Genomic DNA, 14,218 nt, shown 5'->3' with positions numbered 1-14,218 from the left:
CCAGAACGAGCGCCGCCAATTGGTAAAGACCCGTTCATGAAAATGCGATGGATGCCGTAAACCTTCTGTCAGGGTTAGCATCCGGTTTGGAAAAATCGTGAACAAATGGTAAACGCCTGTCCGCATCGGGAGAGAATCGTATGGACATGATCGCGGAAGGCCTGATCCGGGGAGAAGACGGCCTGGATCGCTGCTTCTGGCACGGTGGGCTGGAAGACTATCGCCTCTATCACGACGAGGAATGGGGAAAGCCCGTCACCGACGATGTCAGGCTGTTCGAGAAGATCTGCCTCGAAGGTTTCCAGTCCGGCCTTTCCTGGCTGACCATCCTCAGGAAACGCGAAAACTTCCGCGCGGCCTTCGCCGGCTTCGACTTCCATCAGGTCGCCCGCTTCGGCGACGAAGACATCGCCCGGTGCCTGGCTGACGCCGGCATCATCCGTCATCGCGGCAAGATCGTCTCGACCATCAACAACGCCCGCCGCGCGATCGACCTTCAGGCGGAGTTCGGATCGCTCTCTCGTTACTTCTGGAGTTACGAACCCGAAACCGCCGAACGCCCGGCCCGCATGGATTACGCCACGCTCAAGGCCAACCCGACCTCGCCCACCTCGGTGCGCCTGTCGAAAGACCTGAAGAAGCGCGGCTGGACCTTTGTCGGCCCGACCACGGTCTATGCCTTCATGCAGGCCATGGGGTTGGTCAACGACCACATCGAGGGCTGTTGCTGCCGTGCCCGCAATGAAGAGCTGAGGGCACGGCTCGTGCGCCCCTGAGCCTCAGTCGATGCTGACAGCAAGAATGCGGCTGATCTCCGTGAGTGACCGGCCGGATTGCTCCCGCCACGTGTTGAACGCCGCCTGCACCGCAGCCTTGTCTTTCGCCGAGGTCGGCGCCTTGGTCACGATGCCCTCGGCCATCAGCCGGTTCACCACGCTTTGCGACAGGATGAAGCTGTCGATGCCGGAAAATCGCAGGAAATATTGCCCGGTATTGCCGCCGAGCCGCGATCCTCTCTTCTGCAGGAGGTCAAGCAAACCGACGTAATTCTCCGTCGGCCAGCCGGCGAAGAAGGCGCCGGCACTGCCATGCTCGCGGGCGATGTCCGACAGGAAAACCGCATTTTCCTGTACGGCCCGGATCTTCGGTCCATGCCGCACGATCCTGACATCGGAAACCAGTCGCCCGAAATCCTCGTCGTGCAGCATGGCGCAACGCCCGATATCGAAGCCCTTGAAGGCCGCCTCGAAGCCGGGCCACATCGCCTCGACGACCTTCCAGTTGAACCCAGACTGGAAGATGCATTTGGTCATCAGCGCCAGGAAACGATCGTCCGGCATCTCAGCGATTTCGGCCTGTGACTTCGGATGAAGGAGGCTTTCCAGAACGCCCGCTTCGCCCTTGCGGGCCACGGCGAGTTGGTAGATCTCGTCGAAATTGCGCATGGGGGTCTTCAGCCCTTCAGATTGGCGACGAGGTCGGGCACATGTCCGAGATCGGGGATCTCGCAAAAACGCGGCGCCTCGGTCGGCTTGTCGACATGCTCCAGCACCCAGGTCAGGTCATGTGGCACGAACACGCCCCAGGCCCCGGCGGCGATCGCCGGCACGATGTCGGACTTCAGCGAATTGCCGATCATCATCGACCGCTCCGGCCCCTCGCCATGTTTGCCGAAAATCCGCCGATAGGTGGTGGCGGTCTTGTCCGAGACGATCTCGACCGCATCGAAATAGTCGCCGAGCCCGGATTGTGCGAGCTTGCGCTCCTGATCGAAGAGATCGCCCTTGGTGATCATCACCAGAAAATATTTGCCCGCCAGCGCCTCCAGGGCATCGCGGGCATGCGGCAGACATTCGACGGGGTGTCCGAGCAGATCGCGACCGATCGCGAGAATTTCGCTGATGACGGAAGACGGCGCACGCCCTTCGGTGATTTCCAAGGCCGTCTCGATCATCGACAGGGTAAAACCTTTGATGCCGAAACCGTAATGGGCGAGGTTGCGCTTTTCCGCCTCGAGCAGGCGCTCCGACACGCGATCGCCTTCGGCATATGCGGAGAGCAGGCTGCGGAAATGGCTTTCGGTCAGCTTGTAATACTGCTCGTTCTGCCAGAGCGTGTCGTCGGCATCAAAGCCGATCACGGAGACAGGGCGGTTGGACATGACGCCTCCTTTTCGGTCAGGACGCGTGAGACTAATCTCTCCGCAGGGCAAAGCAATGGCGCCGTTTGGCGCCATTGCAGGTTCTTGAAGGCTTACTCACTGTCCGTTCTTGCTCAGCCAGTCCTTCATCATGGCAATCTCGCCTTCCTGGGCCTTGATCACGCCCTCCGCGAGCTTGCGGATTTCGGGATCCTTGCCGTGCTCGAGCACGATCTTCGCCATGTCGATCGCGCCTTGATGATGCGGGATCATGCCGCGCACGAAGTCGACATCGGCATTGCCGGTGAGCGGAACGGCCATGTCCTTGTGCATCTTTTCGTTGGCCTCCTGGAAGGCCTTGGACGAGGGGCTGTCGTCCATCATGCCCTGGCCCATGGAAGACATGTCGTGTCCCTGATGCATGGTGTTGTCCTGGGCGAAAACGGCGGACGTGGACAATACGGCCGTAAGCGACGCCGCAACGAGAATGGTTTTCAGCATGTGAGTTCTCCTGTGCTGATCTGTGATGGCAATGCGCAAGCCCAAAGGGCCGCGCGCTTTCATCCGATCAGGCGCGGGGAGGGGGTGTCAGCGGAGCGGAAAAGGTGGAGACGAGCCGGGGTGCAGCCGATGCGGCCTCCGCCGCACGGGCAGCTTTTCCGCTGTCGCGCAGAAGAGGGCTGGCAGGCAGCGTCAGGCAGGCGGCGCAATGCCCGCCGTTCGTCATCGGTTTGGAAGCATGATCGGCGCCGTCGCCCGGATCAGCAGCGGCCATCTCACCGCCGGAATGCGGGCAATCGATGCTTGCCATCCCCTTTGCAGCCGGGATCGGCTTTTGCTCATCGCCCGCATGATCCGTCTCAAACGCCACAGGCATCGCCATGGCCGGCATGCCAGTCATGGGCATGGCACCATAGCTGAGCGCCGCGACGAGCAGCAGGAGGCGGACGAGTGATTTCATGCCGCAAAAGATGGTCCGCCATTTCGACGAAAGCAAGGCTGGCAGCCCTGGTCTCAACGCGTGATCACGTGATGGACGATCTGGTAGTCGCGGCTTTCTTCACCGAAGGGAATGACCGGCCAGTCCCATCGGGCCGAGGGTGTGCCGAGGTCGACGCCATGCATGAGGTCCACAGTCTCGTGCCGAAGACCGCCACGGTCGATCACCGCATAGCTGACATCGGTGACAAGGCAGGTGGCAGCTGGAACCTGCGCCAGTCCCTCGACATGTGCTGCGATCGCCTGCCGGACCCTGTCGCCGTCTTCGGATTGCCCACCGAGCCGCCGTGCCACGCCAATGCCGATCTGCGACAGGAGATTGGCCGAGACCACGAGATCGAGATAGGGCACCTGCCGGAGAAACGCGAGCGGCTCCAAAACCTCGCCAGCAAGCAGCGCATCCAGCCCCGAAAGATCCCGCTCGATCAGCCGGATGTTCTTCAGGCCCTTGAGCTTCAGCCAGCCTCGGACGCTGGCCAGATGCACGAGATCAACCAGCACCACCGTATCGAAGAGCCGAGAGAGTTCCGTGATCGGCACGTCCCGCAGCAGCCCCGAACCGAGCACCACCACCGTCCGCCGCTGCCGGCATTGCTCTGCCGCCTTCAGAATGGCCGCCTTCGTCTGCCGTTCATGTTCGGCCCAGGCCGTGCGGCAGCGATTGGCGCGCGCCCAGAGATTGACGGAGGAGCGGATGAAGGGGCGGTGCGCGGCGGAAGTGAGCGGCCACGTCGCGGCATAATTCAGGGCTTCGAGGATCATGTCTTACCGATAGACGGAGCTGCGATGGCCGATCTCGACCACGAGCACCACGAGTTTGCCGTCCTGGATATCGCAGATGATGCGGTAGTCGCCAACTGTGTAGCGCCAATAGGCACCAAGCTTGCTGCCATGAAGAGGATCGCCAAGGCTTCTGGGATTGTCGTGTTTGGCGAGCCGCTCTTCCAGAAACTGCTTGATGCGTCGGCGAACGACGGGGTCGAGTTTCTTGATCGTTTTTTGAACGGACTGCCGATACTCAATCGTCCAGGCCACGCCAGAACTCCTCGGAACTGACGACCTTGTCCTCTCCGCTCTGTATTCGCTTCATGGCCTCATCTGCGGCGGCGAGGTCTTGGAGATTTTCAAGTTCGCGCTGAATCATCTGGCGCAGATAATCATCCGGCTCCGCACCCGCCTCCGACGCGTATTCGACGATCAACTGATGCATTTCTTCCGGCATATCGAGCGTGACGCGCTTGTTCATCGGTCCAACCTCTGGTTTCGCGTGCAAACATACCACCGCACCCGACCATTTTCCAGCATCCGGCCTCGCCCCCACCCGCCTTCGCCCTTGCCGCCAAATCCTTGATCCTCTAAGACACCGGCACCTTTTTGAAACGAAAATTCCGGTTGTCATCATGAGCGATAAGAACAAGAAGCCAAGTAAGCTGAAGGCCCGCCTGCCGCGCGGCTTCGTCGATCGCGAGGCTGCCGATATCCGTGCCGCCAACCAGATGATGGAGACGATCCGCGAGGTCTATGAGCGCTACGGCTTCGACCCGATCGAGACCCCGCTCTTCGAATACACCGATGCACTCGGCAAGTTCCTGCCCGACAGCGATCGCCCGAACGAAGGCGTCTTCTCGCTGCAGGATGACGACGAACAGTGGATGTCGCTGCGCTACGACCTGACGGCCCCCATGGCCCGTCATGTCGCGGAGAACTTCCAGGAAATCCAGCTGCCGTTCCGCACCTATCGCGCTGGCTACGTCTTCCGCAATGAGAAGCCTGGCCCGGGCCGCTTCCGCCAGTTCATGCAGTTCGATGCCGACACCGTCGGCGCGCCGGGCGTCCAGTCCGACGCCGAAATGTGCATGATGATGGCCGACACGCTGGAAGCGCTCGGCATCAAGCGCGGGGATTATGTGATCCGGGTCAACAACCGCAAGGTTTTGGATGGCGTCATGGAGGCCATCGGCCTCGGCGGCGAGGAGAATGCGGGACGGCGCCTGGGTGTGCTGCGCGCCATCGACAAGCTCGACAAGTTTGGCATTGAGGGCGTGCGTCTGCTGCTCGGGGAAGGCCGTAAGGATGAGTCCGGCGACTTCACCAAGGGGGCGGGTCTCGCTCAACAGCAAATTGATGAGCTTTTGGACTTCGTTGACTTGGTGCCGGTCCGAACGATCACAGAGCGAGAAATCAGCTCAATGATAGCTGGCAATGCTGTACTTTCTTACTCCAATGCAAACACCGAATACGGCCTCAGGGTGCTGCGCTACGGTGAGCGCTGCCAATCCCAGATTTTAGTCGATGCGGGTGAAAACCTGCTGGCAATTGCAAACCTGTTTAACGCGGCAGGCTACGGCCCCGACCGCATCAAGATCGACCCCTCCGTCGTCCGCGGCCTCGAATACTACACCGGCCCCGTCTACGAAGCCGAACTCACCTTCGACGTCACCAATGAAAAGGGCGAAAAGGTTGTCTTCGGCTCGGTCGGTGGCGGCGGGCGTTATGATGGCCTCGTCTCGCGTTTCATGGGCCAGCCGGTCCCGGCCACCGGCTTCTCCATCGGCGTCTCGCGCCTGATGACGGCGCTGAAGAACCTCGGCAAGCTCGGCCAGGATGAAGTGCTGGGCCCCGTCCTCGTCACCGTCATGGATGGCGATGTCGAGAGCATGGGCCGCTATCAGAAGTTCACGCAGGATCTGCGCAACGCTGGTATTCGCGCCGAAATGTACCAGGGTAACTGGAAGAAATTCGGCAACCAGCTGAAATATGCCGACCGCCGTGGCGCCCCCATCGCCATCATCCAGGGCGGCGACGAGCGCGCACAAGGCGTCGTGCAGATCAAGGACCTGATCGAAGGCAAGCGCCTGTCGGGCGAGATCACCGACAACGCCGAATGGCGTGAAGCGCGTGTGGCGCAGGAAGTGGTGCCGGAGACCGAGCTGGTGGCGAAGGTCAAGGAGATCCTGGCCGCCCAGGCGGAAGATCGTCGTCGGGCGAAGGGTGAGTAAATGGCCCTTTTGGCGCTTCACCATGTTCAGTTGGCGATGCCATTGGGTGGTGAAGACCGGGCGCGTGGCTTCTATGGTGAAGTGCTGGGACTGGTCGAAGTGCAAAAGCCGGACAATCTGGCGCGCCGTGGTGGCTGCTGGTTTGAGCTGGGGGCACTGCGGATCCATCTAGGGGTGGAAGAGGATTTTCGCGCGGCTCGCAAGGCTCATCCGGCTTTGCTCGTTGACGATCTCGCGGAGCTGACCGCAAGGATTGAAGCTGCAGGTTATGAGGTCGTATCTGACGAGTCGTTGGAGGGGTTTGAAAGACGATATGTCTATGACCCCTTTGGTAATCGGATCGAACTGATGCAGACAGTTGGTTGAATGAAGCATGGTTGATGTAATGCCGAGCCTTTGCCCCCCTCTGCCCTACCTGGCATCTCCCCCTCAAGGGGGGAGATCGGTGGACGGCAGGCGCCGCGAACTCCCTCTGATCTCCCCCCTTGAGGGGGAGATGTCACGAAGTGACAGAGGGGGGTATTCCTTTGATTGTGGTGTAACATGCCCCTGACCGACATGCCCGATTTCGCCGGCACCATCCTGCAGGAATTCACCTCTCGCGGCACGACCCGCGTCGACACACCCGTGATCCAGCCGGCCGCTCCCTTCCTCGACATGGCGGGTGAAGACCTGCGTCGGCGTATTTTCCTCACCGAGAACGAGCGCGGCGAAAGCCTCTGCCTGCGTCCAGAATTCACCATTCCCGTCTGCCTGCGCCATATCGAAACTGCGACCGGCACGCCGAAGCGTTATGCCTATCTCGGCGAAGTCTTCCGACAGCGCCGCGAAGGCCCGCAGGAGTTTTATCAGGCCGGCATCGAGGATTTGGGCGACATCGCGATTGCCGCATCGGACGCCCGCGCGGTTGCCGACAGCATGGCGATCCTTACCCGCCTTTTGCCGACGAAGCCGCTTGCCGTGACCCTCGGCGACCAGTCGGTCTTCGAAGCGGTCGTCAAGGCGCTCGGCCTGCCCGCCGGCTGGCAGAAGCGCCTCATCCAGGCCTTCGGCAATCCGGTCCAGATCGACCAGCTCCTGCGCACGCTCGCCACGCCGACGCCGGTCCCGGGTCTTGCGCCGGAGGTTTCGGAGCTGCTGGCAAAGGGTGACCAGCAGGCCCTGATCGCCCATATCGATGCGACCATGCAGGAAACCGGCTATCTCACCAATGCCAGCCGCACGCCGGCCGAGATCGCCCGGCGCCTGAAGGAAAAGCTTGAGCTCTCCGAGACCCGCCTTGATGGTGCCGCCCTGCTGCTGCTGCGCGAATTCCTCTCGCTGGAACTGCCGCTCGCCGATGCCTCCGCAGCGCTTGCCGGCTTCGCCGATGCCGCCGGCCTGAAGCTCGGGCAAGCGCTCGCCCGTTTCGACGAACGTGTCGCAGCGCTCGCCAATATCGGCACCGATCTCACCCGCATCACCTACCGCGCCGCCTTCGGTCGTCCGCTCGACTATTATACCGGCCTCGTCTTTGAGGTGGTCGTTGAGGGTAAGCCCGCCGTGCTCGCCGGTGGCGGCCGTTTCGACCGGCTGCTGACCCTGCTCGGCGCAGAAAGCCATATTCCCGCCGTCGGTTTTTCGCTCTGGCTCGACCGCATAGAAACTGAGAGGTCAGGCTCATGACCATCACCATCGGTCTGCCCTCCAAGGGCCGCATGAAGGACGATGCTTCCGCCATCTTCGAGAAGGCGGGCATGAAGATCGTCGCCGTCGGCAATGATCGCTCCTATCGCGGCCGCGTCGAAGGCTTCGACGATGTCGAGATCGCCTATCTCTCGGCCTCCGAAATCTCGCGCGAGATCGGCAACGGCACGGTCGATTTCGGCGTGACCGGCGAAGACCTGATCCGCGAAGGGCTGGCGGAAGCAGACAGCCGTGTCGAGATCGCCGCCCGCCTCGGCTTCGGCCATGCCGATGTCGTCGTGGCCGTGCCCGAGATCTGGTACGACGTCGACACGATGGCCGACCTCGGCGACGTCGCCGCCGAATTCCGCACCCGCCACGGACGGCGCCTGGCGATTGCCACCAAATACTGGCGCCTGACGCAACAGCATTTCTCCGGCAGCCACGGCATCCAGCTCTATCGCATCGTGGAGAGCCTGGGCGCCACCGAAGGGGCGCCCGCCGCCGGCCAGGCCGATATCATCGTCGACATCACCTCGACCGGCTCGACGCTGAGGGCCAATCACCTGAAGGTGTTGTCGGATGGCGTGATCCTGCGCTCGGAAGCCTGCCTCGTGCGGGCACGGAAGCCGGAGCATGAGGGTAATCCGATGATCGGCCGCATCGTCGAGGCCGTGCGCGGCGTGCTTTAATCACAATCTGGAATGCCCCTCACCCTGACCCTCTCCCCGCAAGCGGGGAGAGGGGACTGCAGGCCTTGGCGGGTTCGTCCTTCTCCCCGCCAGCGGGGAGAAGGTGCCGGCAGGCGGTTGAGGGGCAATCACACACGAAAAAACCCGCCGGATCGCTCCAGCGGGTTTCGTTTTGCCGTTAAGGGCAGGGATCAGGCAGCCGAACCGCGGCGGGCGTCGATCGAGTAGGCGCCGGCACCGACGATGGCGAGGGCGATGTAGCCACCAGCCAGCGTGAAGTTCTTCATCACCATGATCTGGTTCAGCGTGTTGATCCAGCCGAGTGCGCCTTCCGGCCAGCCTTCGATGGCAACGGTGCCGGTGTGGAAGACGAGACCGGTGAAGACGCAGAAGAGCGCGACGGTCCAGGCAGTGATCTTCGTCTGGAAGCCGACGAGGATGAAGAGGCCGGCGACGAGTTCATAGAGGCCGGCGGCATAGGCCATCAGGTCGGCGGCAGGAATTCCAGCGCCGGAGATCATGCCGGCGGTGCCAGCCGGATCGGCGAGCTTGCCGTAACCCGACATGATGAACATGAAGGAAAGGAGAACGCGGACGAGAACGAGAAGAGCATTGTTGGCGGACGACATCGAGGGCTCCATTGGGTTGCAACTGAAACCTCACCCCTGTGGGCTCCAGAATGTGAAGCCTAGATGCCCTCTTTTTCATCGGGCGCATAGGTTGACGACATTTGACTGTTCGTTCACAAAAACGAAACGATAAGGCGCCCGATGCCGATGGCTCCGTCATGCCGACAGCCTGGAAACCGACGTGCTCCGGAGCGCCGGGCAATCGCCAGCGCACCCGCCGACTTGGCCGCAGGTGCCGTCAGAAAATCTGCGCTGGTGGTTGTCGAGGCGGATGGAGCTTCCGCCGTCGGGCTGCCGATCAGGCGGGCGTTACGGTGGCGGCTGTCGGCAGTTGGAAATGGGGGAATATGAACAGCCCCACCATCTTGCCGCGACTGGCCTCGAAGCCGGTGGATTCGCCGATACAGAAAACCGGCTGGCGCTGGTTGCTGGCCGACAGGATTGTCGTCGAATAACAGAAGCGGGAGGGTTCGGTGGCGGCCTGTTCGAACAGCCGGAGAATATGCCCGCGATCGGCGGGATCGTAGCACCGCATCACGGTCAGCAGGCCGCATTCATGGCTGTCCAGCCCATGGAGTTGCCGTGCGCGGTCGCCGAGCGTCAGAAGTCCGCTCGTCAAGTCGCCGGTCCAGTCTTCGGATATGCCAAACCGGCAAGCGTCCTGCCCCAGCAGGCGTTCGTCCTCTGCGTCGCCCACCGCAAAGCTGGTTGCGAGATCTGCATTTGCAATTTTGAACAAGGTAGTCCCCAACTCCGAGCCTATTGGCCCCCAACACGATGAACGCGTTGCCCTGCCAGACAATACGTCCAAAGCCCTCATCCGGTCGAAACCGGTGCCCTATCAAGGTCGGGACGTGCCACTTCACAAGCCGCACGCCTTACTTTCGCAGGAGCCCCCACCTGCGTCTCGGAGTGTCCGAGAACTCCTCAAGGTCGGGCGTGAACACCCGTTTCACGTCCTCAGCCGTCCCAATGCGGGGCGGCCCACACCTTGCCCATTCGCAACGCCGACAAACCTTTCATCCCATGCAGGCAGCGACAAGACATGTTGTCCATGTGCCAATCCCAGAAATGAACAGTTCGCCATACGAATTTAACCGGCTAGATACCATGAAAGTATTTAGATGAAAACGGCTCACATTCGCCAGATCCCGGAAACAAACAGCAAAGGATGTGGAGGCGCGCTCTAGTAAATTAGATAATTCTAAATTTCAGATTCGCCTATAATGCTGGGTTTTAAACCGCTTAGATAAGAATTTCGTTTGGTTAATAAGTATTCACATACAAAATGACCATGTCAACAAGTGCGACGAATAGTTGCATGTACATTTTGGGATTTAATCCCAGGTTTGTCACGCCAGTGCACCTGCAGGACAAGAAAAAGGGCGACCCGAAGGCCGCCCTTTCTAAATGAACCGGATGGTCCAGATGAAAACCCTGATGTCTTGCATCATGTCCATGCCGCCAGTTCAGCGCGCTTGACGCGCTGAACCACCTTAAGTGATGGGCGGCTTTGATGGACCTGATTGTAAGACCCGATGGGTCTTACATCATGTCCATGCCGCCCATGCCACCCATGCCGCCCGGCATGCCGCCAGCAGCTTCCTTCTTCGGAAGTTCGGCGATCATGGCTTCGGTGGTGATCAGCAGCGAAGCAACCGAAGCTGCGTTCTGCAGGGCGGTGCGAACAACCTTGACCGGGTCGACGATACCCATGGCGATCATGTCGCCGAATTCGCCGGTCTGGGCGTTGTAGCCGTAGTTCTCTTCGTTCTTGTCGAGGATCTTGCCGACGATGATCGAAGCTTCGTCACCAGCATTGGTGGCGATCTGGCGAACCAGCGACTGCAGGGCGCGGCGAACGATGTTGATGCCGGCTTCCTGGTCGTCGTTTGCACCCTTGACGGTGATCTTCGTGGAAGAACGCAGCAGAGCGGTACCGCCGCCGGGGACGATGCCTTCCTGAACGGCAGCGCGCGTTGCGTTCAGCGCGTCGTCGATGCGGTCCTTGCGTTCCTTGACTTCGATTTCCGTCGAGCCGCCAACGCGGATCACGGCAACGCCGCCAGCGAGCTTGGCAAGACGTTCCTGCAGCTTTTCGCGGTCGTAGTCAGAGGTGGTTTCTTCGATCTGCGCCTTGATCTGGGCAACGCGACCTTCGATGTCCGACTTCTGGCCGGCACCGTCAACGATCGTGGTGTTTTCCTTCGTGATCGAGATCTTCTTGGCGCGGCCGAGCATTTCGAGCGTAACCGACTCGAGCTTGATGCCGAGGTCTTCCGAGATGACAGTGCCGCCCGAGAGGATGGCGATGTCTTCCAGCATGGCCTTGCGGCGATCGCCGAAGCCCGGAGCCTTGACGGCAGCGATCTTCAGGCCGCCACGCAGCTTGTTGACGACGAGCGTTGCAAGAGCTTCGCCTTCGACGTCTTCAGCGATGATGACGAGCGGCTTGCCGGTCTGAACGACGGCTTCGAGAACCGGCAGCATGGCCTGGAGGTTCGAGAGCTTCTTTTCGTGCAGGAGGATGTAAGCGTCGTCGAGATCGGCGACCATCTTTTCCGGGTTGGTCACGAAGTAGGGGCTGAGGTAGCCGCGGTCGAACTGCATGCCTTCGACGACTTCGAGTTCGGTTTCAGCGGTCTTGGCTTCTTCGACGGTGATGACGCCTTCGTTGCCGACCTTCTGCATGGCTTCGGCAATGTCCTTGCCGACCTGCGTGTCGCCGTTGGCCGAGATCGTGCCGACCTGGGCAACTTCTTCCGAGGTCGAGATCTTCTTGGCCTTGGCCTGGAGGTCCTTGACGACTTCGAGAACGGCCAGATCGATACCGCGCTTCAGGTCCATCGGGTTCATGCCGGCAGCAACGGCCTTGTTGCCTTCGCGAACGATGGCCTGGGCAAGAACGGTTGCGGTCGTGGTGCCGTCGCCGGCGATGTCGTTGGTCTTCGAAGCAACTTCGCGGACCATCTGGGCGCCCATGTTCTCGAACTTGTCTTCCAGTTCGATTTCCTTGGCAACCGATACACCGTCCTTGGTGATGCGCGGAGCGCCGAAGGACTTGTCGATGATGACGTTACGACCCTTGGGGCCGAGCGTTACCTTCACGGCGTCTGCGAGGATGTCGACGCCATGCAGCATCTTTTCGCGCGCGGTGCGGCCAAACTTGATTTCTTTTGCAGCCATGTTCAAAACTCCCGGGCGTCTAGCCCATTGGTGAATTGTTAAAGAGGAAGAGGGGTATCAGGCCGATATCAGCCGATGATGCCCATGATGTCGGCTTCCTTCATGATCAGCAGGTCTTCGCCGTCGAGCTTGACCTCGGTGCCGGACCACTTGCCGAACAGGACGCGGTCGCCGACCTTGACGTCGAGAGCGATCTGCTTGCCGCTTTCGTCGCGGGCGCCCGGGCCGACGGCGACGATTTCGCCTTCAGCCGGCTTTTCCTTGGCCGTGTCAGGAATGATGATGCCGCCCTTGGTCTTGGCTTCGGACTCGACGCGCTTGACTACAACGCGGTCGTGCAGCGGACGGAAATTGGTGCTTGCCATTGTCTAATCCCTCGATCAAATGACATCAGTGACCCCGGTTGGAGCCACATTGGAATTTGTTAGCACTCTCCCTTGGGGAGTGCCAGCGACGTTGAGATAAGAACAGGCTCGCGACGAGTCAAGCGCGCGCGTGAAAAAAGGAAGGGTGCATGCCGGCGAAACAGACCGACATCCGCACCGCCGATCCATCCGGCGATCCCCCCGTCGCTCCGGCCTATTCCGAACTGGTCTCCGCCTTTGCCCGCATCGGCCTCATGTCGTTTGGCGGTCCGGCCGCACAGATCGCGCTCATGCACAGGATCTGTGTCGAGGAAAAACGCTGGATCGACGAGGACCGCTACCTGCATGCTCTGAATTATTGCATGCTGCTGCCGGGACCCGAAGCCCAGCAGCTCGCGACCTATATCGGCTGGCTCCTGCATGGGGTGCGCGGTGGCATCGTGGCGGGCCTGCTCTTCGTTCTGCCGGGTCTCGCCGTCATTCTCGGTCTATCGACGTTGTATGCGCTCTACCAGGAGACGAGCCTGGTCGCCGGACTGTTCTTCGGCCTGAAGGCGGCGGTGCTGGCCATCGTCGTCGAAGCGGTCATCCGCATCGGCAAGCGGGCGTTGAAAACACCGTTTCACCGCCTTCTCGCGGCTGGAGCCTTCATCTCGCTCTTCCTCTTCGCCCTGCCGTTCCCGCTCGTCGTGCTTGCGGCCGCAATGATTGGCCTCATACACGCCCGAGGCGTGACATCCCCACCTGTGGAAATGTCCGAAGAATTCCGCGCCCGCCCGCCATTTCTACGGCAGCTCGCCGCCCTTCTGTTCTGGGTCGTCGTGTGGCTGGCCCCGCTTCCCCTGTTGTGGCTGACACTTCCGGAAACCGCATTGCCCGAGGTTCAGAGCTTCTTCTCCAGGATGGCGCTCGTCACTTTCGGCGGCGCCTATGCCGTGCTTGCCTATGTCGCCCAGGTGGCCGTCGATCATTATGCCTGGCTGAAACCGGGCGAGATGCTGGATGGTTTGGCCCTTGCCGAAACGACGCCGGGGCCGCTGGTCCTCGTTCTTTCCTATGTCGGTTTCCTCGCCGGTTTCCGTGAGAGCGGCGCGCTCCATCCGTTGGTTGGCGGATTGCTCGGCGGATTGCTCGCCGCCTGGGCGACGTTCATTCCGAGCTTCATCTGGATTTTCGCCGGTGCCCCCTATATCGAGCGCCTGCGCGGAAATCGCCTCTTGAGCGCGGCGCTCTCGGCGATCACCGCCGCCGTGGTCGGGGTCATTCTCAACCTCGCCGTCTGGTTTGCCCTGCATGTCATTTTCACCGACGTCGAGCCGTTTGCCTGGGCACGCCTGGGGCCTGTGACGCTTTCCGTGCCGCACCCCGTCTGGTCCTCGCTCGACATCCAGGCGCTGGTGATCGCCGTCGTCGCCGGCGTCATGATCTTCCGTTTTCATCTCGGAATTGGACGGACTCTGATCGCGGCCGGTTTGCTCGGCCTTGGCGTTCGCTATCTGCTTTGACCGCGCGAAGGGGGAGGGGCATTTTTAAGTCACCGCAC

Annotated in this window: 17 protein-coding genes; 6 read left to right on the top strand and 11 right to left on the bottom strand. The window is 61.1% G+C overall.

Annotation, left to right across the window (positions count from 1 at the left end):
* Positions 1-146 precede the first annotated feature (146 nt).
* Positions 147-776 carry a DNA-3-methyladenine glycosylase I gene (locus tag DFO46_RS13960; protein WP_120278258.1) on the top strand — a complete coding sequence of 210 codons (630 nt, stop codon included), beginning with the start codon at positions 147-149 and terminating at the stop codon, positions 774-776.
* Positions 777-779: 3 nt separating this feature from the next.
* On the opposite strand, the gene DFO46_RS13955 is transcribed toward DFO46_RS13960, so the two are convergent.
* From DFO46_RS13955 to DFO46_RS13925, 7 genes are all read right to left on the bottom strand, one after another.
* Positions 780-1,445: a DNA-3-methyladenine glycosylase I gene (locus DFO46_RS13955; RefSeq protein ID WP_120277704.1), complete on the bottom strand. Its 666-nt coding sequence runs from the start codon at positions 1,443-1,445 to the stop codon at positions 780-782.
* 8 nt (positions 1,446-1,453) lie between these two features.
* On the bottom strand, positions 1,454-2,161 hold the full coding sequence (locus tag DFO46_RS13950) for an HAD family hydrolase (protein ID WP_120277703.1): 708 nt from the start codon (positions 2,159-2,161) through the stop codon (positions 1,454-1,456).
* Positions 2,162-2,257: 96 nt separating this feature from the next.
* Positions 2,258-2,704, bottom strand: a complete 447-nt coding sequence (locus DFO46_RS13945; RefSeq protein WP_120277702.1) for a DUF305 domain-containing protein — start codon at positions 2,702-2,704, stop codon at positions 2,258-2,260.
* Positions 2,705-2,708: 4 nt separating this feature from the next.
* The gene (locus DFO46_RS13940) at positions 2,709-3,101 is read right to left on the bottom strand and encodes a hypothetical protein (RefSeq protein ID WP_147412770.1); all 393 of its coding nucleotides are present in this window, start codon (positions 3,099-3,101) and stop codon (positions 2,709-2,711) included.
* A gap of 53 nt (positions 3,102-3,154) precedes the next feature.
* Positions 3,155-3,901 carry a hypothetical protein gene (locus tag DFO46_RS13935; protein ID WP_120277700.1) on the bottom strand — a complete coding sequence of 249 codons (747 nt, stop codon included), beginning with the start codon at positions 3,899-3,901 and terminating at the stop codon, positions 3,155-3,157.
* Positions 3,902-3,904: 3 nt separating this feature from the next.
* A complete protein-coding gene (locus DFO46_RS13930) occupies positions 3,905-4,174 on the bottom strand; it encodes a type II toxin-antitoxin system RelE/ParE family toxin (protein WP_120277699.1) in 270 nt (89 codons plus the stop codon).
* Positions 4,158-4,385: a DUF6290 family protein gene (locus DFO46_RS13925; RefSeq protein WP_110789782.1), complete on the bottom strand. Its 228-nt coding sequence runs from the start codon at positions 4,383-4,385 to the stop codon at positions 4,158-4,160. Before DFO46_RS13925 ends, DFO46_RS13930 begins: the two co-directional genes overlap by 17 nt.
* Positions 4,386-4,539: 154 nt before the next feature.
* Between DFO46_RS13925 and hisS the strand changes: the two genes are divergently transcribed.
* From hisS to hisG, 4 genes are all read left to right on the top strand, one after another.
* On the top strand, positions 4,540-6,138 hold the full coding sequence (gene hisS / locus DFO46_RS13920; protein WP_120277698.1) for a histidine--tRNA ligase: 1,599 nt from the start codon (positions 4,540-4,542) through the stop codon (positions 6,136-6,138).
* A complete protein-coding gene (locus DFO46_RS13915) occupies positions 6,139-6,504 on the top strand; it encodes a VOC family protein (protein WP_120277697.1) in 366 nt (121 codons plus the stop codon).
* A 177-nt stretch (positions 6,505-6,681) separates the two neighbouring features.
* Positions 6,682-7,803 carry an ATP phosphoribosyltransferase regulatory subunit gene (locus tag DFO46_RS13905; RefSeq protein WP_120277696.1) on the top strand — a complete coding sequence of 374 codons (1,122 nt, stop codon included), beginning with the start codon at positions 6,682-6,684 and terminating at the stop codon, positions 7,801-7,803.
* Positions 7,800-8,495, top strand: coding sequence for an ATP phosphoribosyltransferase (hisG, locus tag DFO46_RS13900; RefSeq protein WP_120277695.1), 696 nt, complete (start codon positions 7,800-7,802; stop codon positions 8,493-8,495). The genes DFO46_RS13905 and hisG overlap by 4 nt, the downstream gene beginning before the upstream one ends.
* A gap of 191 nt (positions 8,496-8,686) precedes the next feature.
* Here hisG and DFO46_RS13890 read toward each other — a convergent pair whose 3' ends face one another.
* The 4 genes from DFO46_RS13890 to groES form a co-directional block, all read right to left on the bottom strand.
* Positions 8,687-9,124 (bottom strand): DoxX family protein, encoded by a 438-nt coding sequence (locus DFO46_RS13890; RefSeq protein WP_110790352.1) that lies wholly within the window; start codon positions 9,122-9,124, stop codon positions 8,687-8,689.
* Between the two features lie 298 nt (positions 9,125-9,422).
* Entirely contained in the window at positions 9,423-9,863 is a 441-nt protein-coding gene (locus tag DFO46_RS13885; protein WP_110789777.1) for a hypothetical protein, read from the bottom strand.
* Positions 9,864-10,669: 806 nt separating this feature from the next.
* Positions 10,670-12,310, bottom strand: a complete 1,641-nt coding sequence (gene groL, locus DFO46_RS13880) for a chaperonin GroEL (protein WP_120277694.1) — start codon at positions 12,308-12,310, stop codon at positions 10,670-10,672.
* 68 nt (positions 12,311-12,378) lie between these two features.
* Positions 12,379-12,675 (bottom strand): co-chaperone GroES, encoded by a 297-nt coding sequence (groES, locus tag DFO46_RS13875; protein WP_110789775.1) that lies wholly within the window; start codon positions 12,673-12,675, stop codon positions 12,379-12,381.
* Between the two features lie 149 nt (positions 12,676-12,824).
* Between groES and chrA the strand changes: the two genes are divergently transcribed.
* Positions 12,825-14,180 (top strand): chromate efflux transporter, encoded by a 1,356-nt coding sequence (chrA, locus tag DFO46_RS13870; protein ID WP_120277693.1) that lies wholly within the window; start codon positions 12,825-12,827, stop codon positions 14,178-14,180.
* Positions 14,181-14,218 lie beyond the last annotated feature (38 nt).

Origin of the sequence: Rhizobium sp. AG855 (assembly GCF_003610655.1) — a bacterium.
In the GTDB taxonomy this organism is placed as follows: Bacteria; Pseudomonadota; Alphaproteobacteria; order Rhizobiales; family Rhizobiaceae; genus Allorhizobium; species Allorhizobium wuzhouense.
The sequence above is the reverse complement of the archived record's forward strand: the minus strand, read 5'-3'. Positions and strand labels throughout refer to the sequence as shown.